Origin of the sequence: Streptomyces sp. STR69 (genome assembly GCF_024519455.1) — a bacterium.
Lineage (GTDB): Bacteria > Actinomycetota > Actinomycetes > Streptomycetales > Streptomycetaceae > Streptomyces.
In genome coordinates this window covers 21097-45808 of the sequence record NZ_JALJRY010000012.1, presented here as the reverse complement: position 1 = coordinate 45808, position 24712 = coordinate 21097, and the positions used below count along the sequence as shown (strand labels likewise).

The 24712-nt window shown below is 70.3% G+C and carries 24 protein-coding genes; 9 read left to right on the top strand and 15 right to left on the bottom strand.

Features of this window, described 5'->3' with window-relative positions:
• The first annotated feature begins 1 nt into the window (after nucleotide 1).
• The 3 genes from OC490_RS22980 (at nucleotide 2) to OC490_RS22970 (ending at nucleotide 3754) form a co-directional block, all read left to right on the top strand.
• Nucleotides 2–796, top strand: coding sequence for a thiazole synthase (locus OC490_RS22980; protein WP_262059866.1), 795 nt, complete (start codon nucleotides 2–4; stop codon nucleotides 794–796).
• Nucleotides 797–900: 104 nt separating this feature from the next.
• The gene (gene pknB, locus OC490_RS22975) at nucleotides 901–2835 is read left to right on the top strand and encodes a Stk1 family PASTA domain-containing Ser/Thr kinase (protein WP_262059865.1); all 1935 of its coding nucleotides are present in this window, start codon (nucleotides 901–903) and stop codon (nucleotides 2833–2835) included.
• A gap of 34 nt (nucleotides 2836–2869) precedes the next feature.
• Nucleotides 2870–3754 carry a deoxyribonuclease IV gene (locus OC490_RS22970; RefSeq protein WP_262059864.1) on the top strand — a complete coding sequence of 295 codons (885 nt, stop codon included), beginning with the start codon at nucleotides 2870–2872 and terminating at the stop codon, nucleotides 3752–3754.
• 11 nt (nucleotides 3755–3765) lie between these two features.
• Here the strand turns inward: OC490_RS22970 and OC490_RS22965 are convergent, their stop codons facing one another.
• Nucleotides 3766–4380 carry a sulfite oxidase-like oxidoreductase gene (locus OC490_RS22965; RefSeq protein WP_262059863.1) on the bottom strand — a complete coding sequence of 205 codons (615 nt, stop codon included), beginning with the start codon at nucleotides 4378–4380 and terminating at the stop codon, nucleotides 3766–3768.
• A gap of 158 nt (nucleotides 4381–4538) precedes the next feature.
• On the opposite strand from OC490_RS22965, the gene bfr reads away from it, so the two are divergent.
• The gene (gene bfr, locus OC490_RS22960; RefSeq protein WP_019067787.1) at nucleotides 4539–5015 is read left to right on the top strand and encodes a bacterioferritin; all 477 of its coding nucleotides are present in this window, start codon (nucleotides 4539–4541) and stop codon (nucleotides 5013–5015) included.
• A 6-nt stretch (nucleotides 5016–5021) separates the two neighbouring features.
• Here bfr and OC490_RS22955 read toward each other — a convergent pair whose 3' ends face one another.
• Nucleotides 5022–5255 (bottom strand): bacterioferritin-associated ferredoxin, encoded by a 234-nt coding sequence (locus OC490_RS22955; RefSeq protein WP_262059862.1) that lies wholly within the window; start codon nucleotides 5253–5255, stop codon nucleotides 5022–5024.
• 151 nt (nucleotides 5256–5406) lie between these two features.
• Complete coding sequence (locus tag OC490_RS22950; protein ID WP_262059861.1) at nucleotides 5407–6759, bottom strand: class II 3-deoxy-7-phosphoheptulonate synthase; 1353 nt, start codon at nucleotides 6757–6759, stop codon at nucleotides 5407–5409.
• Nucleotides 6760–6855: 96 nt separating this feature from the next.
• On the opposite strand from OC490_RS22950, the gene OC490_RS49575 reads away from it, so the two are divergent.
• A complete protein-coding gene (locus OC490_RS49575) occupies nucleotides 6856–6912 on the top strand; it encodes a trp operon leader peptide (protein ID WP_071528813.1) in 57 nt (18 codons plus the stop codon).
• 100 nt (nucleotides 6913–7012) lie between these two features.
• The gene (locus tag OC490_RS22945) at nucleotides 7013–8875 is read left to right on the top strand and encodes an anthranilate synthase family protein (protein WP_262059860.1); all 1863 of its coding nucleotides are present in this window, start codon (nucleotides 7013–7015) and stop codon (nucleotides 8873–8875) included.
• A gap of 60 nt (nucleotides 8876–8935) precedes the next feature.
• On the opposite strand, the gene OC490_RS22940 is transcribed toward OC490_RS22945, so the two are convergent.
• The 4 genes from OC490_RS22940 to OC490_RS22925 form a co-directional block, all read right to left on the bottom strand.
• Entirely contained in the window at nucleotides 8936–9964 is a 1029-nt protein-coding gene (locus tag OC490_RS22940) for a 6-phosphofructokinase (RefSeq protein WP_262059859.1), read from the bottom strand.
• Nucleotides 9965–10084: 120 nt separating this feature from the next.
• Nucleotides 10085–10762, bottom strand: a complete 678-nt coding sequence (locus OC490_RS22935; RefSeq protein WP_262059858.1) for a response regulator — start codon at nucleotides 10760–10762, stop codon at nucleotides 10085–10087.
• A complete protein-coding gene (gene macS / locus OC490_RS22930) occupies nucleotides 10759–11976 on the bottom strand; it encodes a MacS family sensor histidine kinase (protein WP_262059857.1) in 1218 nt (405 codons plus the stop codon). Before macS ends, OC490_RS22935 begins: the two co-directional genes overlap by 4 nt.
• 29 nt (nucleotides 11977–12005) lie before the next feature.
• Entirely contained in the window at nucleotides 12006–12752 is a 747-nt protein-coding gene (locus tag OC490_RS22925) for a lysophospholipid acyltransferase family protein (RefSeq protein WP_262060063.1), read from the bottom strand.
• Nucleotides 12753–12951: 199 nt separating this feature from the next.
• Between OC490_RS22925 and OC490_RS22920 the strand changes: the two genes are divergently transcribed.
• Nucleotides 12952–13764 (top strand): alpha/beta hydrolase, encoded by an 813-nt coding sequence (locus OC490_RS22920; RefSeq protein ID WP_262060062.1) that lies wholly within the window; start codon nucleotides 12952–12954, stop codon nucleotides 13762–13764.
• The gene (locus tag OC490_RS22915; RefSeq protein ID WP_262059856.1) at nucleotides 13757–14359 is read left to right on the top strand and encodes a hypothetical protein; all 603 of its coding nucleotides are present in this window, start codon (nucleotides 13757–13759) and stop codon (nucleotides 14357–14359) included. Before OC490_RS22920 ends, OC490_RS22915 begins: the two co-directional genes overlap by 8 nt.
• Nucleotides 14360–14361: 2 nt before the next feature.
• Here OC490_RS22915 and OC490_RS22910 read toward each other — a convergent pair whose 3' ends face one another.
• The 6 genes from OC490_RS22910 to OC490_RS22885 all read right to left on the bottom strand — a co-directional run bounded on the left by OC490_RS22910 (nucleotide 14362) and on the right by OC490_RS22885 (nucleotide 19709).
• Complete coding sequence (locus OC490_RS22910) at nucleotides 14362–15111, bottom strand: endonuclease/exonuclease/phosphatase family protein (protein ID WP_262059855.1); 750 nt, start codon at nucleotides 15109–15111, stop codon at nucleotides 14362–14364.
• Nucleotides 15112–15244: 133 nt separating this feature from the next.
• On the bottom strand, nucleotides 15245–16198 hold the full coding sequence (locus tag OC490_RS22905; RefSeq protein ID WP_262059854.1) for an ROK family glucokinase: 954 nt from the start codon (nucleotides 16196–16198) through the stop codon (nucleotides 15245–15247).
• 296 nt (nucleotides 16199–16494) lie between these two features.
• Nucleotides 16495–16980 (bottom strand): DUF5304 domain-containing protein, encoded by a 486-nt coding sequence (locus tag OC490_RS22900; RefSeq protein WP_262059853.1) that lies wholly within the window; start codon nucleotides 16978–16980, stop codon nucleotides 16495–16497.
• 81 nt (nucleotides 16981–17061) lie between these two features.
• Nucleotides 17062–18240: an ArsA family ATPase gene (locus OC490_RS22895; RefSeq protein WP_262059852.1), complete on the bottom strand. Its 1179-nt coding sequence runs from the start codon at nucleotides 18238–18240 to the stop codon at nucleotides 17062–17064.
• 144 nt (nucleotides 18241–18384) lie between these two features.
• A complete protein-coding gene (locus OC490_RS22890; RefSeq protein WP_262059851.1) occupies nucleotides 18385–18828 on the bottom strand; it encodes an SRPBCC family protein in 444 nt (147 codons plus the stop codon).
• Between the two features lie 125 nt (nucleotides 18829–18953).
• Complete coding sequence (locus tag OC490_RS22885; RefSeq protein ID WP_262060061.1) at nucleotides 18954–19709, bottom strand: metallophosphoesterase; 756 nt, start codon at nucleotides 19707–19709, stop codon at nucleotides 18954–18956.
• A gap of 340 nt (nucleotides 19710–20049) precedes the next feature.
• Here OC490_RS22885 and OC490_RS22880 point away from each other — a divergent pair, with 340 nt between their 5' ends.
• Nucleotides 20050–21846 (top strand): AMP-dependent synthetase/ligase, encoded by a 1797-nt coding sequence (locus OC490_RS22880; RefSeq protein WP_262059850.1) that lies wholly within the window; start codon nucleotides 20050–20052, stop codon nucleotides 21844–21846.
• Nucleotides 21847–21877: 31 nt separating this feature from the next.
• On the opposite strand, the gene OC490_RS22875 is transcribed toward OC490_RS22880, so the two are convergent.
• Entirely contained in the window at nucleotides 21878–23458 is a 1581-nt protein-coding gene (locus OC490_RS22875; RefSeq protein WP_262060060.1) for a GMC oxidoreductase, read from the bottom strand.
• 83 nt (nucleotides 23459–23541) lie between these two features.
• Nucleotides 23542–24696, bottom strand: coding sequence for a glycosyltransferase family 4 protein (locus OC490_RS22870; protein WP_262059849.1), 1155 nt, complete (start codon nucleotides 24694–24696; stop codon nucleotides 23542–23544).
• Between the last annotated feature and the right edge of the window lie 16 nt (nucleotides 24697–24712).

The window sequence follows — 24712 nt, the reverse complement described above, 5'->3', positions numbered from 1 at the left end:
CATGGCCGACGACCCGTTCATCCTCGGTGGTGCGTCCTTCACGTCCCGGCTGATCATGGGCACCGGGGGCGCGCCCAGCCTCGACGTCCTGGAGCGCGCGCTGGTGGCCTCCGGGACGGAACTCACCACGGTGGCGATGCGGCGCGTGAACGCTTCCGTGCACGGTTCGGTGCTGTCCGTCCTGGAGCGGCTCGGCATCCGGGTGCTGCCCAACACGGCGGGCTGTTTCACGGCGGGCGAGGCGGTGCTGACGGCCCGGCTGGCGCGGGAGGCGCTCGGGACGGCACTGGTCAAACTTGAGGTGATCGCGGACGAGCGCACCCTGCTGCCCGACCCGATCGAGCTGCTGGACGCCGCCGAGACCCTGGTCGACGACGGGTTCACGGTGCTGCCGTACACGAACGACGATCCCGTGCTGGCGCGGAAGCTGGAGGACGTCGGGTGCGCGGCGATCATGCCGTTGGGGTCTCCGATCGGCTCCGGGCTCGGCATCCGCAACCCGCACAACTTCCAGCTGATCGTCGAGCACGCGCGCGTGCCGGTGATTCTGGACGCGGGGGCCGGTACGGCGTCCGACGCGGCGTTCGCGATGGAGCTGGGGTGCGCGGGGGTGATGCTCGCCTCGGCGGTGACGCGGGCGCAGGAGCCGGTGCTGATGGCGTCCGCGATGCGCAGCGCGGTGGAGGCGGGGCGGCTGGCCCGGCTGGCGGGGCGTATCCCCCGTAGACATTTCGCCGAGGCCTCCTCTCCGACGACCGGCGTGGCCCGTCTGGATCCCGAACGTCCTGCCTTCTGAACGCCCGCTCCACAGCGTGCGATCCGTCACAGGTCCGCTGCAGTAAGGCCCCGATCCTGGCCGAAAACGTGGTGCTGTCAGCCTCGGCTCGTACACTCACCTGCGTGGATACGACCCTTCATGACCCTCTCGTCGGGCAGCTGCTCGACGGCCGGTATCGCGTCGACGCGCGGATCGCCGTCGGCGGGATGGCCACGGTCTACCGGGCCGTGGACACCCGCCTGGACCGGGTTCTCGCGCTCAAGGTGATGCACCCGACGCTGGCGACCGACGCCTCTTTCGTCGACCGGTTCATCCGCGAGGCCAAGTCGGTGGCGCGGCTCGCTCATCCGAACGTGGTGCAGGTCTTCGACCAGGGTGCCCAGGGCGCGTACGTCTATCTGGCGATGGAGTATGTCGCCGGCTGCACCCTGCGGGACGTGCTGCGCGAGCGCGGGGCGCTGCAGCCGCGGGCCGCGCTGGACATCCTGGAGCCGGTGCTGGCCGCGCTCGGTGCCGCGCACCGGGCCGGGTTCGTGCACCGGGACATGAAGCCGGAGAACGTGCTCATAGGGGACGACGGCCGGGTCAAGGTCGCCGACTTCGGGCTGGTCCGGTCCGTGGACACGGTCACCAGCACCGGGGAGAACGTGCTCGGCACGGTCTCGTATCTCGCGCCGGAGCAGATCGAGGGCGGCACGGCGTCCCCCCGGGTCGACGTGTACGCGTGCGGTGTCGTCCTGTACGAGATGCTCACCGGCCAGAAACCGCACGACGGGGACTCCCCCGCGATCGTGCTCTACAAGCACCTGCACGAGGACGTCCCGCCGCCCTCGGCCGTCTTCCCCGGGCTGGCGTACGAGCTGGACGAGCTGGTCGCCACGGCCACCGCCCGTACCCCGGAGATCCGGCCGTACGACGCGGTCGCGCTGTTCGGGCTGGTCCGCGAGGCGCGGGCGGGGCTGAGTGCCGAGCAGCTGGACGTGGTGCCGCCGCAGGCGCTGACCTCGGAGCATCCCAACGCGGAGAACCGTACGAGTGTGATCCCGCGCTCCCTGACCGTGCCGCGTCCGCTGCCGGTCAACGAGGACGACGAGCCCGGTGACCCGTTCAACCGGACCAGCCGGTTCGAGAGCGGGCCGCCGCTGCCGCCCCGGCGGCGCGACGCGCGGCGGTCTCGACGCGGGCTGCTGGCGATCGTCGCCGCCCTGCTGCTGATCCTCGGGGTCGGGGCAGGGGTCTGGTACATCAACTCCGGTCAGTTCACCAAGGTCCCGCCGCTGCTGGCGAAGACCGAGGTGCAGGCGAAGGAACGGCTGAAAGAGGCCGGTCTCGACGTCAAGTCGGTCAAGCACGCCTACAGCGACACCGTGAAGCGCGGCACGGTCATCAGCACCGATCCGGTGGCCGGCGCCCGCATCCGGGACAACGACTCGGTGGCCCTGACCATCTCGGACGGGCCGGAGACCGTGAAGGTGCCCGATCTGACGGGCTACGCCCTGGGCAGGGCGCGGGCCCTGCTCAAGACGGACGGGCTGGCGGCCGGCATGGTCACCAGGGAGTTCAGCGACGACGTCCCCAAGGGCTTCGTGATCAGCACGGACCCCGGGGCGGGCACCGAGCGCCACGCGGGCTCCGCGATAGCCCTGACCGTCAGCAAGGGCAGCGCGGTCGACGTGCCCGATGTCACCGGTGAGGACCTGGACGACGCGAAGTCGGACCTCCAGGAGGCCGGTCTCACCGTGAAGGTGTCGGACACCGAGGTCACCTCGGAGTACGACGCGGGCCAGGTGGCCCAGCAGACCCCGGCCGGCGACAGCCAGGCCGCCGCGGGCGACACGGTGACGCTGACCCTGTCCAAGGGCCCGGAGATGGTCGAGGTCCCGAGCGTGGTCGGCGCGAGTGTCGACGCGGCGACGAAGCTCCTGAAGGAGTCCGGCTTCAAGGTCGAGGAGGACCGCGGGCTGCTCGGCCTGTTCGGCGACACCGTGAAGAAACAGTCCGTGGACGCGGGCGAGCAGGCCCCCAAGGGGTCGACGATCACGATCACCATCCGGTGACGGGGGCGGCACGCGCGCGTGACACCCTGGTCGGGTGAGCAGCGCGTCCCCCTCCCGCATCCCTTCCCGCAACCCCGTCGGCGGCCATGTCCCGGTGGCCGGCGGTCTCCACTCCGTGGGGCTGTCCTACGCCCGTGAGCTGGCCGCCGAGACCGTGCAGGTCTTTGTCGCCAACCCGCGCGGCTGGGCGACACCGGTCGGGAACCCGCGCCAGGACGAAGAATTTCGCGCGGCCTGCGAGGCCGAGTCCGTCCCGGCGTACGTGCACGCCCCTTACCTGATCAACTTCGGCTCGCACACCGAGGCGACCGTAGAGAAGTCCGTCGAGTCGCTACGGCACTCGCTGCGGCGGGGACGTGAGATCGGCGCGCTCGGTGTGGTCGTGCACACCGGGAGCGCGACGGGCGGCCGGGAGCGGGCCGTGGCGCTGGCCCAGGTGCGGGAGCATCTGCTGCCGCTGCTGGACGAGTTGACGCACGACGACGATCCGTTCCTGCTGCTGGAGTCCACTGCCGGTCAGGGCTCGTCGCTGTGCTCCCGCACCTGGGACTTCGGGCCGTACTTCGAGGCGCTGGACGCCCATCCGAAGCTGGGCGTGTGCCTGGACACGTGCCACATCTTCGCCGCCGGGCACGACCTGACCGGTCCGAGCGGGATGCACCAGACGCTCGACCTGCTGGTGGACACGGTCGGCGAGGGGCGGCTGAAACTGATCCATGCCAACGACTCCAAGGATGTCGTCGGCGCCCACAAGGACCGGCACGAGAACATCGGCTCCGGGCATATCGGCGAGGATCCGTTCCGCGCCCTGATGACCCACCCGGCGACCGAGGGCGTACCGCTGATCATCGAGACGCCCGGCGGCAGGGAAGGGCACGCGGCGGACGTGGAGCGGCTGAAGAAGCTCAGGGACTCGTAGCCCCGAAGGGCTTACAGCTCCGGCCCCTCGCCGGGTCCCTCCTGGTACGAGTACCGCTGTTCCTTCCACGGGTCCCCGACGTTGTGATAGCCGCGTTCCTCCCAGAACCCGCGCCGGTCGGCCGTCATGTACTCGACGCCCCTGACCCACTTCGGGCCCTTCCACGCGTACAGGTGGGGGACGACCAGGCGGAGCGGGAAACCGTGTTCCGCGGTGAGGAGTTCGCCGTCCTTGTGGGTGGCGAAAATCGTGCCCTCGGCGGCGAAGTCGGTCAGCCGGAGGTTGGCGCTGAAGCCGTACTCGGCCCAGACCATGACATGGGTGACGGCGGGCGCCGGCGGGGCGGTCTCCAGGATCACGCGGGCGGGGATACCGCCCCATTCGGCGCCCAGCATGCTGAACTTCGTGACGCAGTGCAGATCGGCCACGACCGAGTCGTAGGGCAGAGCGGTGAACTCGTCGTGGTTCCAGCAGTGCTTGTCGCCGTCGGCGGTGGCGCCGAAGACCCTGAACTCCCAGCGCTCGGGGCGGAACTTGGGTACCGGGCCGTAGTGGGTGACCGGCCAGCCGCGCTGAAGTCGCTGGCCGGGCGGCAGCTCGGACTGTTCGACCCCTCTCTGACCCATGACTCCATCCTGACAGACGGGGGGCGGTGCACATGACCGGCTCTGGGCGGATTCGGGCAACTCCTACTAAGCATGCACTTACTGGACGACATCTTCGCGCCGGTGCAATCATGCGGCGCAACCCGCCAGTTCCCCCTGTTTTGGAAGGAGCCTCTGCGATGCAGGGCGACCCCGAGGTCCTCGAGTTCCTGAACGAGCAGCTCACCGGTGAGCTGACCGCGATCAACCAGTACTGGCTGCACTACCGCATCCAGGACAACAACGGCTGGACCAAGCTCGCCAAGTACACGCGTGAAGAGTCCATCGACGAGATGAAGCACGCGGACAGGATCACCGAGCGCATCCTGATGCTCGACGGTCTGCCGAACTACCAGCGGCTCTTCCACGTCCGGGTCGGCCAGACGGTCACCGAGATGTTCCAGGCGGACCGGCAGGTCGAGGTCGAGGCGATCGACCGCCTCAAGCGCGGTATCGAGGTGATGCGCGCGAAGGGCGACGTCACGTCCGCGAACATCTTCGAGGACATCCTTGAGGACGAGGAGCACCACATCGACTACCTCGACACGCAGCTGCAGCTGATCGAGCAGCTCGGCGAGGCGCTGTACATCGCGCAGCAGATCGAGCAGCCCAGCTAGACCCTGCTAGGCCGCGTCCTCCAGCTCGGCGAGTATCGACTCGCCCTGGTCGGCCGCCTCGCGGCGCGGGCAGGCACCCCGGCCCAGCAGCGCCTGGATACGGCGTACGCACGACCCGCAGTCGGTGCCCGCCTTGCAGGCCGACGCTATCTGCCTGGGGGTGCAGGCACCGCCCTCCGCGTGCTTCGCGACCTGCGCCTCGGTCACACCGAAGCAGTTGCAGACATACACGCGGGTCACCTCCCGGGCGGGATCGAAGTCGTCACGCCATCCCGATAATCGGTGAGGCTAACCTAACCTTACCCGCCGCGCAGGTGTCGCAAAAGTGCCGTGGGGCGGGGATCGTATGTGATCCCCGCCCCACGGCACGCTGCTGTAACAGGTGAAACAGTTACTGGTCCCTGTACATCTCGGCGACGAGGAAGGCCAGGTCGAGGGACTGGCTGCGGTTGAGGCGCGGGTCGCAGGCCGTCTCGTAGCGCTGGTGCAGGTCGTCGACGAAGATCTCGTCGCCGCCGCCCACGCACTCGGTGACATCGTCACCGGTGAGCTCGACGTGGATGCCGCCCGGGTGGGTGCCGAGGCCCTTGTGGACCTCGAAGAAGCCCTTCACCTCGTCGAGCACGTCGTCGAAGCGGCGGGTCTTGTGGCCGGAGGCCGCCTCGTAGGTGTTGCCGTGCATCGGGTCGGTGATCCAGGCGACGGTCGCACCGGACGCGGTGACCTTCTCGACCAGCTCGGGCAGCTTGTCGCGGACCTTGTCCGCGCCCATCCGCACGATGAAGGTGAGCCGGCCGGGCTCGCGGTCCGGGTCGAGGCGCTCGATGTACTGCAGCGCGTCCTCGGCGGTCGTCGTCGGGCCGAGCTTGATGCCGATCGGGTTGCGGATCCGGGAGGCGAACTCGATGTGCGCGCCGTCCAGTTGGCGGGTGCGCTCGCCGATCCACACCATGTGCGCGGAGACGTCGTAGAGCCTGCCGGTGCGGGAGTCGACCCGGGTGAGGGCCGATTCGTAGTCCAGCAGCAGCGCCTCGTGCGAGGAGTAGAACTCGACGGTCTTGAACTCCTCCGGGTCCGTCCCGCAGGCCCGCATGAAGTTCAGCGCGTTGTCGATCTCGCGGGCGAGCTGCTCGTAGCGCTGGCCCGACGGGGACGACTTCACGAAGTCCTGGTTCCAGGCGTGCACCTGGCGCAGGTCGGCGTAGCCGCCGGTGGTGAAGGCGCGCACCAGGTTGAGCGTGGAGGCGGACGCGTTGTACATCCGCTTCAGGCGCTCGGGGTCCGGGATGCGGGCCTCTTCGGTGAAGGCGAAGCCGTTGACGGAGTCGCCCCGGTAGGTCGGGAGGGTCACCCCGTCGCGGGTCTCCGTCGACTTGGAGCGCGGCTTGGAGTACTGGCCGGCGATCCGGCCGACCTTGACCACCGGCACCGAGGCGGCGTACGTCAGTACGGCGCCCATCTGGAGGAGGGTCTTCAGCTTGTTGCGGATCTGGTCGGCGGACACCGCGTCGAAGGCCTCGGCACAGTCGCCGCCCTGGAGGAGGAACGCCTCTCCCTTGGCGACGGCCGCCAACCGGGCACGCAGCTGGTCGCACTCGCCCGCGAAGACGAGCGGCGGATACGACGCGAGGTCCGCGATCACTGCGCGCAGAGCCTCGGTGTCGGGGTACTCGGGCTGCTGCGCCGCGGGCAGGTCTCGCCAGGTGTTGCCAGCGCTGGCGCTGGTCTTAGCGTTCACGGTCACGTCCTCAACATTACGGGGTCGTGTCGAGCTATTTTCGCGCGGCTCGACAGGTGAGACACCCTCGCGCTCAGGTGCGCGTGGGGTAGGGTGCCTCGCATGTTCGCGCACTCGACCCAGAACTGGTGGTGGACCGCTCATCCGGCGGCCCACTGACTGCGCGTACTCCCAGTACTTCGCGAAGGCCGCCCGAGGGCGGCCTTCGGCGTTTCCGGGGTCGTTCCTCACCGACAGATCGACAGATCGCAGAGGAACCATGGACCTGACACAGCTGCTGACCGACGACCGGCCGTTCGCCCTGCTGCGCCGCCGCACGCCGGGCCACGACGAGAACACGGTCGAGGTCTTCCTCGGCCCGGTCTCCACCCACGACCGCCTCGCCGACCTCCCCGCCGAGGGCCTGGCCCTGATCCCCTACCGCCAGATCCGCGAGCGCGGCTTCGACGTCCGTGACGACGGCACTCCCCTGGCCTTCCTCACCCCCGAGGAGTCGTACGGCATCCCGCTCGACGACGCCCTGGACCAGCTGCCCGCGCACGACGTGCGGGTCGAGGGCGGTGGCTTCGACGTCGACGACGAGCAGTACGGGGAGATCGTCGGGCGGGTACTGCGGGAGGAGATCGGGCGCGGCGAGGGCGCCAACTTCGTCATCCGGCGGACGTACGAGGGCGAGATCCCGGGGTACGGCAGGGCCGACGCGCTGGCGCTGTTCCGGCGGCTGCTGGTGGGTGAGCGGGGCGCGTACTGGACGTTCGTCGTGCACACCGGAGAGCGGACGCTGGTGGGCGCGAGCCCCGAGGTGCATGTCCGGATGTCCGGCGGGACGGTCGTCATGAACCCGATCAGCGGGACGTACCGCTATCCCGCCGAAGGCCCCACCCCCGAGCACCTGCTCTCCTTCCTCGCGGACGGCAAGGAGATCGAGGAGCTGTCGATGGTCGTCGACGAGGAACTGAAGATGATGTGCACGGTCGGCGACATGGGCGGGGTCGTCGTCGGGCCGCGGCTGAAGGAGATGGCCCATCTCGCGCACACGGAGTACGAGTTGCGCGGCCGGTCCTCGCTGGATGTGCGGGAGGTCCTGAAGGAGACCATGTTCGCGGCGACCGTCACCGGGTCGCCGGTGCAGAACGCCTGCCGGGTCATCGAACGGCACGAGGCCGGCGGGCGCGGCTACTACGGCGCCGCGCTGGCCCTGCTCGGCCACGACTCCGGCGGCGCCCAGACCCTCGACTCCCCCATCCTCATCCGCACCGCCGACATCGACCCGGCCGGCCGGCTGCGGGTCCCGGTCGGCGCCACCCTGGTCCGTGGCTCCGACCCGGCGGGCGAGGTCGCGGAGACCCACGCGAAGGCGGCGGGCGTACTGGCCGCGCTGGGCGTACGACCGTCCCGGCCGCGCGACGAGAGCACCCGCCCCCGGCTCGCCGACGACCCCCGGGTGCGGGCCGCGCTGGACAGCCGCCGCACCTCCCTGGCCCCCTTCTGGCTGCGGATGCAGGAGCGGTCCGAGGAGCTGACCGGGCACGCGCTGGTCGTCGACGGGGAGGACACCTTCACGGCGATGCTCGCGCACGTGCTGCGGTCGAGCGGCCTGGAGGTGACCGTGCGGCGGTACGACGAGGCGGGGCTGCGGGAGGCGGTGCTCGCGCACGCGGGGCCGGTGGTGCTGGGGCCCGGGCCGGGGGATCCGTGCGACACGGCCGACCCGAAGATGCGGTTCCTGCGGGCGCTGACCGCCGAGGTCGTCCGGGAGAACCGGCACGGCGTCCTCGGCGTGTGCCTCGGGCACGAACTGATCGCGGCGGAGCTGGGGTTGGAGATCGTACGGAAGGAGGTTCCGTACCAGGGGGCGCAGACGGCGGTCGATCTGTTCGGGCGGGAGGAGACCGTCGGTTTCTACAACAGCTTCGTGGCGCACTGCGACGACGAGGCCGCCGCCGAGCTGGGTGCCCATGGTGTGGAGGTCAGCCGGAGCGCGAGTGGTGAGGTGCATGCGCTACGGGGGCCCGGGTTCGCCGGCGTGCAGTTCCATCCGGAGTCGGTGCTGACGCTCAACGGGGCTGCTGTCGTACGGGAGTTGATGGGTCAGCTGCGGGGGACGAGCACGTTCTCCTGAACGGCCTCGAACGCCGGCCGGGCCGAGCCGCCCGGCCGGCGTCGAGAGCGCGGCCGGGGGTCAGCCGAAGAACACCCCGACCTCCTCGTACAGCTTCGGGTCCACCGTCTTGAGCTGGGCCGTGGCCTCCGCGATCGGTACGCGGACGATGTCCGTGCCGCGCAGGGCGACCATCTTGCCGAAGTCCCCGTCGCGGACGGCCTCGATGGCGTGCAGGCCGAAGCGGGTGGCGAGCCAGCGGTCGAAGGCGCTGGGCGTGCCGCCGCGCTGGACGTGCCCGAGGACGGTGGTGCGGGCCTCCTTGCCGGTCCGCTTCTCGATCTCCTTGGCCAGCCATTCGCCGACCCCGGACAGCCGGACATGTCCGAAGGAGTCGAGGGTGCCGTCCTTCAGCACGACCTCACCGTCCTTGGGCATGGCCCCCTCCGCGACGACCACGATCGGGGCGTACGACGCCTTGAAGCGGGAGGTGATCCAGCCGCACACCTGGTCGACGTCGAAGCGCTGCTCGGGGATGAGGATGACGTTGGCGCCGCCGGCCAGGCCGGAGTGGATCGCTATCCAGCCGGCGTGCCGGCCCATGACCTCGCAGACCAGGACCCGCATGTGCGACTCGGCGGTGGTGTGCAGCCGGTCGATGGCCTCGGTGGCGATGCCCACGGCGGTGTCGAAGCCGAAGGTGTAGTCGGTGGCGGACAGGTCGTTGTCGATGGTCTTCGGTACGCCGACGCACGGCACGCCGTACTCGTCCGAGAGCCGCGCGGCCACGCCGAGGGTGTCCTCGCCGCCGATCACTATGAGTGCGTCGACCTCCTGCGCGGCGAGGTTGGCCTTGATACGGCCGATGCCGTTCTCCAGCTTCAGCGGGTTGGTGCGGGAGGAGCCGAGGATGGTGCCGCCGCGGGGCAGGATGCCGCGCACCGCGGGGATGTCGAGACGGACGGTGTCGCCTTCGAGCGGGCCTCGCCAGCCGTCCCGGTAGCCGACGAAGTCGTAGCCGTACTCCTGTACGCCCTTGCGGACGATGCCCCGGATGACGGCGTTGAGTCCGGGGCAGTCGCCGCCTCCGGTCAGTACTCCGACGCGCATGGAAAGTTCCCTTCGCCGCAGTTTCCTGTGACAGCCACGCTAATGGTGATCCAGGTCACAGAGGGATGGGCGGGAAGGTCAATTCAGATGAATTGTGGGGTAGTTGATCTACCGGTCCGACTACGCGTCGTCCAGGCCGCGCTCTATCGCGTACCGCACCAGCTCCACGCGGTTGTGCAACTGGAGCTTGCCCAGGGTGTTCTGGACGTGGTTCTGGACCGTGCGGTGCGAGATGACCAGGCGCTCGGCGATCTGCTTGTAGCTCAGGCCCTTGGCGACCAGGCGCAGCACCTCGGTCTCCCGGTCGGTGAGTTGGGGCGCCTTGGGCTCGTCGCTGCCTGCGGCCGGTGCCGGGTCGGAGGCCAGACGGCGGTACTCGCCGAGGACCAGTCCGGCGAGCCCGGGGGTGAACACCGGGTCGCCGACGGCCGTACGGCGCACCGCGTCCAACAGCTCTTCCGTGGAAGCCGACTTGAGCAGATAGCCGGTCGCGCCCGACTTCACCGCCTCCAGCACGTCGGCGTGCTCACCGCTCGCCGAGAGCACCAGGACGCGCAACGCCGGGTTGGCGCCCACCAGTTCCTTGCAGACCTGGACGCCGGGCAGCACCGGCAGGTTCAGGTCGAGGACCAGGACGTCGGGGGCGGCGGCCCGGGCCCGGCGTACCGCCTGCTCGCCGTCCCCGGCGGTGGCGACCACGTCGAAGCCGGACTCCGCCAGGTCGCGGGCGACCGCGTCGCGCCACATCGGATGGTCGTCGACCACCATGACCCTGATCGGGCCCCGCTGCTCACTCATCGTGTCCCCGCCTTCCCCCGCGCCTTCGGTACCTTCAGCTCGACTTCCGTGCCCTGCCCGGGAATCGAGACCAGCTCTGCACTGCCGCCGAGGTCCCGCAGCCGCCCCCGGATCGACAGGGCGACCCCGAGCCGCCCCTCCCCCTCGGCCTGCGCGAGCCGCCCCTCGGGGATACCGGGCCCGTCGTCCCGCACGGTCACCACGACCTCCCCGGGCTCGTCCTCGACCAGGATCCAGGCACGGGCCTCGTCACCGGCATGCCTGCGCACATTGTCCAGGGCGGCACCGACAGCGGCGGCCAGTTCCTTCGCGGCGGGCGCGGGCAAGGGCACCGGCGCACCGGGCTCGGCGAAACTCACCTTCGCGGCCGCGTACGGGGCGAGCAGCGCCCGAAGATCGACCGGCCCGCCGTCGTCGTCATCGCATTCTTCTACGGCTCTCACGACCGCGCCCTCCGCCGCGTCCAGCGAGACCCGGGAAACGGGCACCAGGCCGCCGGAGACCAGGGTGCGCAGGGCGATCTCCTGCTCGCCGGCCATCCGGCCCAGTTCGCCCGCCTCGCCGCCGAGCACGACACCGCGCCGCTGCACCATGGCCAGCACCTGGAGCACACCGTCGTGGATGTCCCGGGCCAGCCGCTCCCGCTCCCGGGTGGTGGCCTCGATCTCCAGGGCGCGGGCGAGGGTGCGCTCCGAGGCGCGGGCGACCTCCACGACGTAGCCGATGGCGATGGAGGCGACCCAGACGAGGACCACGTTGTGGACGGTGTCGCGGGCCGGGGAGCCGCGCTCGATCAGGTTGGCGACGGCGACCGGGGTGGAGGCGAAGGCCGCCCAGCGCCAGCCGCCCTTGATGGCGTAGGCGAGGACCGAGCCGGCGGTCCATATCGACGGCAGGGTGGGGCCGCCGCTGTCGATGTGGTGGGCGTCGGCGGCGACCGGGGTGAGGACGATGCCGGTCAGCGCGATGGCGAGGTCCACGGCGAGAAAGCGCTTGGTGCAGGCGACCGCGCTCTGCACCCGGGGCAGGGTGGCGAGCGTCCAGACGAACAGGACGACGTAGAAGGCGATGGCGATGCCCGGGCGGTCGAAGTCGTCGTAGGCGGCGGCGAACAGCCCGACCGCGTACAGCATGGTCAGCACCCGGTAGCCGCTCAGGGCACGCCACAGCGGCTGCTCGACCGACATTCTGATGACACGCTCGCGCTTGGCCAACTCCCCCACCCCCGACGCAGACCGTCCCGCTACGGGCTGGTCTGTTCCTTCTCCGCTTGTGCGAGCGCGGCCTTGGCGGCCTTGTCCGCTTCCTTCTCGGCCTTCGCCGCATCCGCGAGCTGCCGCTTGGCGGCCGTCGCGTAGATGTCGACGTACTCCTGGCCGGAGAGCTTCATGATCTCGTACATGACCTCGTCGGTCACCGCGCGCAGGACGAAACGGTCGTGCTCCATGCCGTTGTACCGGCTGAAGTCGAGCGGCTTGCCGATCCGGATGCCCGGGCGCATCAGCTTCGGCACGACCTTGCCGGGCGGCTGGATCTTCTCCGTGTCGATCATCGCGACCGGGAGCACCGGAGCGCCGCTGGCGAGCGCCACGCGCGCGAGGCCGCCGGGTTTGCCGCGGTACAGACGGCCGTCCGGGGAGCGCGTGCCCTCCGGATAGATACCGAACAGCTCACCGCGCTCCAGGACGTCGAGCCCGGCCTTGATCGCGGCCTCGCCGGCCCCGCGCGCACCGGAGCGGTCCACCGGGAGCTGGCCGGCGCCCTTGAAGAACGCGGCCGTCAGCTTCCCCTTCACCCCGGGCGTCGTGAAGTACTCGGCCTTCGCGATGAAGGTCACCTTGCGGTCGAGGACCGCGGGCAGGAAGAACGAGTCCGAGAAGGAGAGGTGATTGCTCGCCAGAATGGCGGCGCCCTCCGCCGGAATGTTCTCAAGGCCCTCCACCCACGGCCGGAAGGCGACCTTCAGCGGCCCACCGATGGCGACCTTCATCGTGCCGTACAACAACCGAGTGCCTCCTGTGCTCATCGATCAGACCTTAACCCGGAGCACCGTCAAAGGACCCGACGGCCCTGGTCGGTGTCAGTGCGGTCGCGTACGGTTAACCGCACCTGGACTCGTTCACGCCTCACTGACGCACACCCTTCTTCATGAACATGAACACGCCCCTCTCATGAACAGGAGACCGAAGGTGCCGGTCCTCCCCGGAGCCGAGCCGTACCGCCACGAGGGCGGGGAGGTCGGAGTTCTCCTCTGCCACGGCTTCACCGGTTCCCCGCAGTCGCTGCGCCCCTGGGCGGAGTATCTGGCCGAGCGCGGCCTCACCGTGTCGCTGCCGCTGCTGCCCGGGCACGGCACCCGCTGGGAGGACATGCAGCTCACCGGCTGGCAGGACTGGTACGCGGAGGTGGACCGCGAGCTGCGCGCCCTGCGCGAGCGCTGCTCGCAGGTCTTCGTCGCGGGCCTGTCCATGGGCGGCGCGCTGGCCCTGCGGCTGGCCGCGAAGCACGGCGACGAGATCAGCGGAGTCGTGGTCGTCAACCCCGGTATCAAGGTGCACGGCCTCGCCGCGTACGCCCTTCCGGTCGCCCGCCACCTGGTGCGTACGGCGCCGGGTATCGCCAGCGACATCGCGAAGGAGGGCAGCGACGAGGTCGGCTACGACAAGGTGCCGCTGCACTCCGCGCACTCGCTGCGCAATTTCTTCCGGCTGGTCGACCGCGAGCTCCCGCAGGTCACCCAGCCGCTCCTGCTGCTGCACAGCGCCCAGGACCATGTGGTGCCGCCGGCCGACTCGGCCCGGGTCCTCAGTCGCGTTTCCTCGGCCGACGTGACGGAAATCCTGCTGGAACAGAGCTACCACGTCGCGACGTTGGACCACGACGCGGACCGGATTTTCGAGGAGAGCTTCACGTTCATCGGCCGGCTCGCACCCAGTGTCGGCAAGCAGGCGTCCGACACGGGCCGGGTGAGCGAGCAGGAAGGGACGGCCACAGGTGGCTGAGCACGACTCCGACCGCGAGGGCCTCGAACCGGACGAGCAGGGCGTCCCGTTCGACGAGGAGGCCGCGTGGGCCGCGATCGTCGCCGGATACGGCGACGAGCCCAAGGATCCGCCGGGCGCCAAGCCGTTCAAGTCGATCGAGGACCTGGCGCTGCTCGACCCCGAGAAGAACGACGAGCAGCCCAAGGCCAAGGAGCAGGACAAGACCAAGGGCTCGGACCAGGGCACGGAGGAGCCGGCGCCCGCCAAGCCGCTGGGCAGCTCCGTCTCGTTCGCGCCCGGCGTCGGTGGCCCCCGTGACTACACCGCGCCGGACTCCTCCGAGGACGACTTCGACGAGGACGACGAGGGCCACTTCGTGCCGCCGGAGCCGCCCCCGCTGCCGGCCGCCGACACGACGGCCAAGTTCGCCTGGCTCGGGGTGATCGGCGGCCCGATCCTCCTGCTGCTGGCGGTGCTGCTCGGCTGGGACATGACCTGGTGGCTGGCGACCGTCGGCATCGGCGGCTTCCTGGGCGGCTTCGGCACGCTGGTGATGCGGATGCGGACGGACGACGAGGAGGGGGACGACCCCGGACGCGGGGCCGTCGTCTGACGTTATTGAACGGCGGGAATTCTGAGGGCGGCCAGGACCGGGAAGTGGTCCGTGGCCGCCCTCAGGTCTGTCTCCGTCACTCCTGGCAGGCCCAGCGGCACCCCACAGCCCAGTACCTCGACGCCCTGCGTGGCGAAGATCGCGTCGATGCGCTGGAAGGGGTTGCCGGGAGTCCAGGTGTACTCCTCGCCCCAGGGGGCGGTGGCCCAGCAGTCCTGCAGTTCCTTGGCCAGCCGCTCGAAGGTCCGGCCGGTGGGGCGGTCGTTGAGGTCACCGCCCGCGATCACATGGTCCACGCCCATCCCGGCCAGCCGGTCGAGCAGCATGCCGCCCTGGTCGTAGCGCTCGTCGTCGCGGAGGCTGAGGTGACAGCTGAGGACACCGAGCCGGGCGCCGCCGATCCGTACGACCGCGGTGGCGAAGCCGCGCCGGAACTCGCCCGGGGTGAGCGGCAGGAGTACGTCCTCCGTGCGTTCGACCGTGGCCCGCAGCGAGCACAGCAGAGCGGGGCCGGCGGCGGTGCCTCCGCCGCTGAGGACGACCAGGTCCGAGGCGGAGGCGAGGCGGGCCAGCTTTTTGCGCCAGCGGAAGAAGAGGGGGGCCTCTTGGACCAGGACGAGGTCCGGGGCGCAGGCCCTGATCACCCGGGCCAGGGCGTCGGTGTCGTCGCGCATCGAGCGGATGTTGTAGCTCAGGACGCGGATGATCGCCGAACCGTCGGGTTCGGTGCGGGAGTTGGGGAGCGGCGCCATGTGGATCAATTTACGCCGCCTGACAGCTCGGGGCGCGGGGTACGTGGGCGACTGCCGGTCGAGTGCGGCCGGTCGCGCCCACGCGGCGGTAGCCGCAGATCGACTACCGCCCCGCGCCCCTGAACAACGCTGCTTACATGATCGGGTCCGGCTCCCTCGCCAGGTCCGCCGCGCCCACCATGCCCGCCTTGTTGCCGAGCTGTGCGGCGATCACGTCGGCCACCGGGCGCCAGTTGCCGCCGACCAGCCAGCGCTTGTAGGACTTGCGGATCGGGTCGAGGACGAGTTCGCCCTCGTCCGAGAGGCCGCCGCCGACGATGAACGCCGAGGGGTCGAAGAGGGAGGCCAGGTCGGCGAGGCCGGCGCCGGCCCAGCGGGCCAGCTCGCGGTAGGAGTCGACGGCCACCGGGTCGCCCTGCCGGGCGGCCATGGAGATGTGCTTGCCCTCGATGCCCTCGGGGGTGCCGTCGCCGAGGGAGAGCAGGACGTCGGCGGCCTCGGGGGTCGCGTTGGCGCGCTGCTTGGCGTAGCGCACGAGGGCTCGGCCCGACGCGTACTGCTCCCAGCAGCCCTGCGATCCGCAGCCGCACAGCAGGCCGTCCGGCACCATGCGGATGTGGCCGAACTCGGCGGCCACCCCGAAGTGCCCGCGGCGCAGCTTGTTGCCGATGATGATGCCGCCGCCGAGGCCGGTGCCGAGGGTGATGCAGATGACGTTGCGGTGGCCCTTGCCGGCGCCGAACCTGTACTCGCCCCAGGCCGCGGCGTTCGCGTCGTTCTCCACGACGACGGGGAGGCCCACGCGGGCCTCGACCTTGTCCTTCAGCGGCTCCTGGCGCCAGTCGATGTTGGGCGCGAAGTAGACCGTGGATCGCTGGCGGTTGACGTACCCGGCCGCACCGATGCCCACGCCCACGATCTCGTGCCCGGCGCGTGCTCCGTCGACTGCGGCGGCGATGGCGTCCACGATGCCCTCGGGGGTGCCCGGGGTCGGCACCTGGTGGGTCGAGAGGATGTTGCCTTCCTCGTCGACCACACCGGCCGCGATCTTCGTGCCGCCGATATCGACGCCGATGGTGAGTCCCATGAATCCCTCAGTTTCGGTCGAGCCCCGCTACGGCCCACCGTACCCGAGGGGCTGCCGCCAGATTCGCGTCGTTCGCCCGGAGGGCGGGCCCGGCGGTGGCGATGGGGGTGCCCCCGCGCGAGTTCTGTTCGAGTGTGGGGGAGCGTGCAGCCGCAAGGCGGAGGAGGGAGTCATGGCGGAGCCATGGCGACCGACGACAACGCCTGGGGGTCCCCCCACGCCCTTAAGGCAGTGGGGGAGTGCGCACCAGACGCCGCCGGGCAGACGCGAATCTGGCGGCAGCCCCTCAGGGGCTTCTAGTCCAGGTCGATGCGCTCCCCGGGGCCGGAGTCCTCCCCCGGGTCCCGCAGGTCCTTCAGTTCGCTGTCGCGTGCCGTCCAGCGCTGTTCCTGGGCCTGGACGGCGGAGCGGTACGCGGCGAGGAGTTCGTTTCCGGCCGCCGCGAGGTGGTCGAAGACGTCCGGGTTGCGTTCGATGACGGGCTCGACGGCGGCCCTGGCCTGCTGGACGACCTGCTTGACCACCTGCTGGGCGGCCGGTCCGGCGACCTGGCCGAGCAGCGGTGACTGGAGGCCGGAGAGCTTGTCCGTGACGGTGTCGACGAGCTTGCGCAGTTCCTCGGCGGCCGAGCCCGGGGGCGGGCCGTACTGGGTGCGGCGGCGGGCCTTCTCCGCCGCGAGGTCTTCGGCGGCCGCCGTCGCCCAGGCGTCGGCGTCGGTCGCCCGCACCTCGTCGAGCGCCTCTTCCTTGCCGGCCTCGTACGGGGGGAGCTCTTCGCTCATGACGGACTCCTGACTACGGTTCGTCTCTACGACGTTACCCGAATGGGCGTACGTGCTTCACGTCTCCGCACCCACCAATACTCACCTTCCCTGCGGCCACAGGTCCGGGTCGGGCGTGAAGCGGATACGGAGCTCACCCTCGCGCAGGGCGGCACCTGCCACGGTGCAGCGGCGCAGGGCCGAGGGCAGGGGGACGATACGGCGGAACCGGCCGACGGTGACGACGAGTTCGTCTCCGCGGCGGACGAGGTCCAGCTCGTCCCGTATCGCGCCGGGCAGCGGGATGTGCCATACGAGGACCCTGTCGCCGCCGTCCTCGGCCGGCTCGTCGGTCACGGGCCACTCGACCGTGGAGCCGGTCGCGTTGACACCGGGCACGGCGAGCGCGGCGAGGTCGTCGGTGCCGCGCGGGTCGTGGCCGAGGTGCGGGACGTGCCGGACGTCGTACGTGCCCTGCCACTCGTCCAGGGTCTTGCGCTGCTGGGCGCCCAGGCCGGCGAGCCAGGTGTCCTCGACGGACTCGGGCAGCACCCGGTTGGCGATCAGGACGTCGGGGCGCAGGCCGCGCAGGGCGAGGGCGAGACCGGCCGCGCGGACGGCGTCGGCGCCTGCCGGTCCGGGTTCGGCGACCAGGCGTACGGACGTGTTCCGGTCGGCGAGGACCGCCTCGACCGCGGCCAGTTCCACATCCCAGCGGCCTGCGGTGTCGTAGAGCCACTCCGAGGGCATCGGGACGCCGGCGAGGCGGCCGAGGACCGGGCGCAGGGCGCGGGCCGCCTGGCGCTCCGCGGGGAGGAGGCGGCGGAGATAGCGGCGGAGTTCCTCGGGGAGGGCGAGGAGTGCGAGCGCGTGGGGGGTGGGCGGGAGGTCCACGACGAGGAGGTCGTAGGCCTCGGAGAGGGCCGCGTCGCGCAGGGCGCGGAGCAGGGCCAGTTCCTCGGCGCCGGGGAGCGGGGTGAGTTCTTCCGCGTCCAGGCGGGCGGCGCCCAGGAGTTCGAGGGCGGAGGAGGCCCGGTTCTGGAAGGCGGTGAGGTCTGCGCGGAACGACTCCGTGGCGTCGGGGCGCCAGGCGGTGAGTTGTTCGGTGACCCGTACCGGGGCCGCTCCTGTCGGCACGGCCAGGGCCGCGCCGAGGGTGTCGCCCCGGTCTGCCCCCAGGAGCAGGGTGCGGGTGCCGGTGCCTGCGGCGGCTTGTGCGGTGGCGGCGGCGAGGGTGCTGCGGCCGCTGCCGCCTGGGCCGGTGATCAGGAGGGTGCGCATATGAGTGAACGGTAGTCGGTCGGTCGGGGTCGGGGTCGGGCGCCGTTGCCGGGGGCTCCGCCCCCGGACCCCCGTCGGCCCTGAAGGGGCCTCGTCCTCAAACGCCGGACGGGCTGAGAGAAGACCGGCGTCGAAAGGAACCCCCTACTTCTCCCCCGACTCCACCCGCTTCTTCAGTCCCGCCAGCGCCCTGTCGATGATGACCTTCTCGGCCTTGCGCTTGATCATGCCCAGCATGGGGATCTTGACGTCCACGGTGAGGAGGTACGTGACCTCCGTGGCTCCCGCGCCCTTGGGCTTGAGGAGGTAGGAGCCGTCCAGGGAGCGCAGCATCTGGGACTTGACGAGGGTCCAGGAGACCTCGTTGTCGCCGGTCCAGGTGTACGCGAGGACCTGGTCGTCCTTGATCGCGCCGGCGTCCATGACGAGCCTGACCTGTTCGGCGCGGCCCCGCTCGTCGGTCTTGAGGACGTCCGCCTCCTTCACCTCGCCGGTCCAGTCCGGGTAGCGGGCGAAGTCGGCGATCACCGCCATGACTTCGGCCGGTGCCGCCTCGATCGTGATGCTCGAACTGGTGTGTTCCGCCATCGCTGTGGCTCCTCCAGATGCGGACCGGCAGGGCGTCGTCATCGTGCGCTTGTGCGTGCAGCGTGAAGGCTACCTCCCCGCCAACCCCCTTACCGCACCCCCTACCTGCGGACATCAGGAGGAGGTCACCACTCCAGCGCCCAGGGCTTGCCGCTCCCCGCGAAGTGGCCGACGTTCACGCACTCGGTCGCGCCGATCCGCATCCTGCGGACGAGCGGCTGGTGGACGTGCCCGAACAGTGAATAGCGCGGCCGGGTGCGGCGGATCGCGTCCAGGAGGGCCCGGCTGCCGCGCTCGAAACGGCGCGCGACGGTGTCGTAGACCAGCTCGGGGACCTCGGGCGGGATGTGCGTGCACAGGACGTCGACCTCGCCCACGGCCTCGATCTTGGCGGCGTACTCCTCGTCGCTGATCTCGTACGGGGTGCGCATGGGGGTGCGCAGGCCGCCGCCGACGAAGCCGAAGGTCCAGCCGCCGATCTCCACGCGTTCGCCGTCGAGCACCGTGGTTCCGGGTTCGGCGTACTCGGGCCACAGGGTCGGCATGTCGACGTTGCCGTAGGTGGCGTACGTCGGAGTGGGGAAGGCGGCGAACATCTCCGCGTACTGCTTGCGGACCGCCTTCTCGATGAGGGCCGCGCGGTCACTGCCTACCGTGCTCCAGAGGCGGGCGCCGAGTTCGCGGGCCTCCTCGAAGCGGCGGGCGGTGCGCAGCTCGACCAGGCGGTCGGCGTTCTCCTCGCCGAACAGTTCGGGGAAGATGCCGCGCGCGTGGTCGGCGTAGTCGAGGAAGAGGACCAGGTCGCCCAGGCAGATCAGGGCGTCGGCACCCTCGCCGGCCCCGGCCAGGTCACGGGCGTTGCCGTGCACGTCGCTGACCACATGTACGCGCGTCCGGGAGTTACCGGATGGTGTGGGTGCCATGACGATCAAGCGTAGGCGTGTGCGGCAAACGTGAACAGTGGCGGCGCCGCTTGCGGTTACTGGCCAGTTAAGAAACGCGTGGACTACTGTGCCCGGGAGGAAACACCAATCTGTGTGACGCAGCGAACATCTCGCCGGGACCCCCTGTCGTAGGAGCCATACCGGCGGGGAACGTCCGGGCAGTCCAGTCGTGCTCAGGATTTCAATTACCCGGTCCTGAAGCACCTGCCCGAGCCTTGGACCGGACCGTCGCATCACACAACGTCGTGGCGCCGGCGCCCTATGAGGAGCAGCAGTCTTGCGCGAGTTCAGCCTTCCGGCTTTGTACGAGGTCCCTGCGGACGGCAATCTGACCGACATCGTCCGCAGAAACGCCGCGCAGCACCCAGATGTCGCCGTGATCGCCCGCAAGGCGAACGGCGGCTGGCAGGACGTGACCGCCACGGTCTTCCTCGCCGAGGTGCACGCCGCCGCCAAGGGGCTCATCGCCTCCGGCGTCCAGCCCGGCGACCGGGTCGGGCTGATGTCCCGCACCCGGTACGAGTGGACGCTGCTCGACTTCGCGATCTGGTGTGCGGGCGCGATCACCGTGCCGGTGTACGAGACCAGCTCGCCGGAGCAGGTGCAGTGGATCCTGAGCGACTCGGGTGCCACCGCCCTCGTCGTGGAGCAGGACGGGCACGCCGCCGCCGTCGAGTCGGTGCGGGCGCAGCTGCCCGCGCTCAAGCACGTCTGGCAGATCGACGCCGGCGCGATCGACGAGCTGGGCCGCGCGGGCAAGGACGTCTCGGACGCGACCGTCGAGGAGCGCAGCTCGCAGGCGAAGGCCGACGACCCGGCGACCATCGTGTACACGAGTGGCACCACCGGCCGGCCCAAGGGCTGTGTGCTCACCCACCGCAGCTTCTTCGCGGAGTGCGGCAACATCGTGGAGCGGCTGCGCCCGCTGTTCCGTACCGGCGAGTGCTCGGTGCTGCTGTTCCTGCCGCTCGCGCACGTCTTCGGGCGGCTGGTGCAGATCGCGCCGATGATGGCGCCGATCAAGCTGGGCCTGGTCCCGGACATCAAGAACCTCACCGATGAACTCGCCTCGTTCCGGCCGACGTTGATCCTCGGTGTGCCGCGTGTCTTCGAGAAGGTCTACAACTCGGCGCGCGCCAAGGCGCAGGCGGACGGCAAGGGCAAGATCTTCGACAAGGCGGCCGACACCGCGATCGCGTACAGCCGCGCGCTGGACACGCCGTCGGGTCCGTCGCTCGGTCTGAAGATCAAGTACAAGACCTTCGACAAGCTCGTCTACAGCAAGCTGCGCGCAGTGCTCGGCGGCAAGGGCGAGTACGCGATCTCCGGGGGCGCCCCGCTGGGCGAGCGGCTGGGTCACTTCTTCCGGGGGATCGGCTTCACCGTCCTTGAGGGGTACGGGCTGACCGAGTCCTGTGCCGCCACGGCCTTCAACCCCTGGGACCGGACGAAGATCGGCACGGTCGGGCAGCCGCTGCCCGGCTCGGTGGTGCGGATCGCGGACGACGGCGAGGTGCTGCTGCACGGCGAGCACCTGTTCAAGGGCTACTGGAACAACGAAGCGGCCACGGCCGAGGCGCTGGCCGACGGCTGGTTCCACACGGGGGACATCGGCACCCTCGACGAGGACGGCTACCTCAGGATCACCGGCCGCAAGAAGGAGATCATCGTCACCGCAGGCGGCAAGAACGTCGCCCCGGCCGTGATCGAGGACCGCATCCGCGCGCACGCGCTGGTCGCGGAGTGCATGGTCGTCGGGGACGGGCGGCCCTTCGTGGGCGCGCTGGTCACCATCGACGACGAGTTCCTGGGCCGCTGGGCGGCCGAGCACGGCAAGCCGGCGGGTTCCACCGCGGCGTCGCTGCGCGACGACCCGGATCTGGTGCAGGCGATCCAGGACGCCGTCGACGACGGCAACGCCGCGGTGTCGAAGGCGGAATCGGTGCGGAAGTTCCGCATTCTGTCCTCCCAGTTCACGGAGGAGTCGGGCCACCTGACGCCGTCCCTGAAGCTCAAGCGCAATGTGGTGGCGAGGGACTACGCGGACGAGATCGAGGCCATCTACCAGAAGTAGACGGGTAGTCGGGGCAGTTGGGACTTTCGGCTCAGAAGTCCTCGGCGAGGACCCGTTCCAGCGTGCGCTCGGCGAGCGCGGTGATCGTGACGAACGGGTTCACGCCGATGTTGCCGGGCACCAGCGAACCGTCCGTGATGTACAGCTTCGAATACCCCTTCACCCGGCCGTAGTTGTCGGTCGCGTTGCCCAACACGCAGCCGCCCAGCGGGTGGTAGCAGAAGTCGTCCGCGAACACCTTGCTGGGCGTGCCGAACAGGTCGGAGCGGTAGACCGTCGCGTTGGCCGAGTTGATCCGGTCGAAGAGCTTCTTGGCCATGGCGACGGAGACCGCGCTCTGGGCCGCGGTCCAGCCCAGCTTCACCGTGCCGCTCGCCGAGTCGTAGGTGAAGGAGGCCCGTTGGGGGTTCTTGGTGATCGCCAGATAGAGGCTCACCCAGGTCTCGAACCCGATGGGCAGCGGGGCGATCTCCGCGAAGACCGGGTTGTCGGTGTTGGCCCAGTCGTCGATGCCCATGACCGGCATGGTCGACTGGTTGGCGCCGGTGGTGTCCCAGATGTGGTTGGCGCGGCCCAGCATGGTGTTGCCGTTGGGCCCCCAGCCCGCCCCGACCGAGGAGTTGAGCGCGGGCAGGGTGCCGGTGTCCCGGGCGCGGACGAGGAGTTCGGTGGTGCCGAGGCTGCCGCCGCCGAGGAACAGATAGGTGCAGCTGTACTGCTTGGTCTCGACGACCGCGCCGGTGTTGTCGATCCGGTCGACGGTCAGCAGGTAGGACCCGTCGCTCGCCCGCGTGACGGCCTTCACCTTCTCCATGGTGTGGATGGTGACCTTGCCGGTGCCGAGCGCCGAGGCGAGATAGGTCTTGTCGAGGCTCTTCTTGCCGTAGTTGTTGCCGTAGATGACCTCCTGGGCGAGCGCCGACTTGGTGGCGGTGCCGGCCGCCTCCTGCTGCATGTAGCCGAAGTCGTAGACGTTGGGCACGAAGGTGGTCGTCAGGCCGGTGTTCGTGGCGGCCTTCCGTGAGGTGCGGGTGAACTGGTACCACTCGGTCGACTCGAACCAGGTCGGGTCGACGGTGTTGACGCCGAGCATGGTGCGGGCGCGCGGGAAGTACGTGTTGTACATCGCGGTGGCGTCCACGGCGGGGAACTGCTCGGTGAAGTACGACTGGCGCGGGGTGACCGCCATCCCGCCGTTGACCAGCGAGCCCCCGCCGACACCGCGTCCCACGTACACGGACATGTTGTCGTAGTGCACGCGGTCCAGGACACCCGGGTACGCGGTGATGTCCTTGTTGACGACGTCCAGCCAGAGGAAGCTCGCGAGCGGGGCCTCGGTGCGGGTCTTGAACCACATCGACCGCTGGTCCGGGTTGGCGGTGTTGCAGAAGATCTTGCCGTCGGAGCCGGGCGTGTTCCAGAGCCTGCCCATCTCCAGGACGAGGGTGGTGATGCCGGCCTGGCCCAGGCGGAGGGCGGCGACCGCGCCGCCGTAGCCGGAGCCGACGACGATCGCGGGGGCGGTTTCGACGGCCGCCGGTTCGACGGCCTGGGCCGACTGGAGGCCGATTCGGGTGAGACCGGCCGCTGCGGCGGTCTGGAGGGCGACCATGCCCAGTATTTGACGTCTCGTCAGCTGATGCTGTGTCAGTTTTGCTGTCATGCGCGCAGCATCTGCGGATTATCCGGTTCCGCCTAGTCCCCGGTGTGCAACAAGGTTTTCAATTTCTCCGCGAGTAGATCCCAGCGCCACTTCTCCTCGACCCAACTGCGGCCCCGCTCGCCCATGTTGCGGCGCAGTTCCGGGTCACCGAGCAGCGCGACGATCCGGTCGGCGGCCTCCTCCGGGGACCCGCCGCGCACCACCCACCCGGTCTCGCCGTCGAGCACCGCGTCGGGCGCGCCGCCGGAGTCACCGGCGACGACGGGCAGCCCGGTGGCGGACGCCTCCAGGTAGACGATGCCGAGCCCCTCGACGTCGAGCCCGCCGCGCCGGGTCCGGCACGGCATCGCGAAGACGTCACCGGCGCCGTAGTGCGCAGGCAGTTCGGCCCAGGGCACGGCCCCCGTGAAGCGCACGGAGTCGCCGACACCCGTCTCCCGCACGAGCCGCCGCAGGTCCTTCTCGTACGGTCCGCCGCCCACGATCAGCAGGACGGCGTCGGGCTGCCGGGCCAGGATGCGCGGCATGGCGAGGATCAGCGTGTCCTGCCCCTTGCGCGGCACGAGCCGCGAGACGCACACGACGACGGGCCGGTCGCTCAGCCCGAGCCGCGCCCGGACCTCGGCACCGCCGGAACCCGGGTGGAAGACCTTCTCGTCGACGCCGGGCGGCAGTTGGACCATCCGCGCCGCCGCCTCCGGGCTCAGCGCACCGGCGATCCGCGACCGCGTGTACTCCCCGAGGTAGGTGATCGTGTCCGTCGACTCCCCGATGCGGTGCAGGAGTTGACGCGAGGCGGGCAGCTGCGCCCACCCGGCCTCGTGCCCGTGCGTGGTGGCCACCAGCCGCTCGGCACCGGCCTTCCGCAGCGCCGGCGCCATCAGCCCGAGCGGCGCCGCCGCCCCGAACCACACCGCCGTACACCCGTGTTCACGCAGCAGTCCGACGGCTGTGCGGGTCGCCGCGGGCGTCGGCAGCAGCATGGTCGTCGCATCCCGTACGACGGTGAAGGGCTGCTCCGCGTCGAAGGCGGCGGTCGCCTCTGCGCCCTCCCGGCCGCGCTTCCAGGTCGAGGCGTAGACGACGAGCCGCTCGGGCTCCAGCCGCAGCGCCATGTTGTGCAGGAAGGCCTGGATGCCCCCGGGCCGGGGCGGAAAGTCATTGGTCACGATCAGGGTCTTGCGCACGCGGCCGACCTTACCC

Bases quoted from the DNA above. Each gene is read 5' to 3' on its own strand.
- OC490_RS22965 (WP_262059863.1), bottom strand. From the start codon at position 4,380: ATGGGTCAGAGAGGGGTCGAACAGTCCGAGCTGCCGCCCGGCCAGCGA.
- OC490_RS22945 (WP_262059860.1), top strand. From the start codon at position 7,013: ATGGACCTGACACAGCTGCTGACCGACGACCGGCCGTTCGCCCTGCTG.
- OC490_RS22900 (WP_262059853.1), bottom strand. From the start codon at position 16,980: ATGAGCGAAGAGCTCCCCCCGTACGAGGCCGGCAAGGAAGAGGCGCTC.
- OC490_RS22935 (WP_262059858.1), bottom strand. From the start codon at position 10,762: ATGAGTGAGCAGCGGGGCCCGATCAGGGTCATGGTGGTCGACGACCAT.
- OC490_RS22905 (WP_262059854.1), bottom strand. From the start codon at position 16,198: ATGGGACTCACCATCGGCGTCGATATCGGCGGCACGAAGATCGCGGCC.
- OC490_RS22875 (WP_262060060.1), bottom strand. From the start codon at position 23,458: ATGGTCGCCCTCCAGACCGCCGCAGCGGCCGGTCTCACCCGAATCGGC.
- OC490_RS22980 (WP_262059866.1), top strand. From the start codon at position 2: ATGGCCGACGACCCGTTCATCCTCGGTGGTGCGTCCTTCACGTCCCGG.
- OC490_RS22925 (WP_262060063.1), bottom strand. From the start codon at position 12,752: ATGAAGGTCGCCATCGGTGGGCCGCTGAAGGTCGCCTTCCGGCCGTGG.
- OC490_RS22890 (WP_262059851.1), bottom strand. From the start codon at position 18,828: ATGGCGGAACACACCAGTTCGAGCATCACGATCGAGGCGGCACCGGCC.
- OC490_RS22940 (WP_262059859.1), bottom strand. From the start codon at position 9,964: ATGCGCGTCGGAGTACTGACCGGAGGCGGCGACTGCCCCGGACTCAAC.
- OC490_RS22910 (WP_262059855.1), bottom strand. From the start codon at position 15,111: ATGGCGCCGCTCCCCAACTCCCGCACCGAACCCGACGGTTCGGCGATC.
- OC490_RS22895 (WP_262059852.1), bottom strand. From the start codon at position 18,240: ATGCGCACCCTCCTGATCACCGGCCCAGGCGGCAGCGGCCGCAGCACC.
- bfr (WP_019067787.1), top strand. From the start codon at position 4,539: ATGCAGGGCGACCCCGAGGTCCTCGAGTTCCTGAACGAGCAGCTCACC.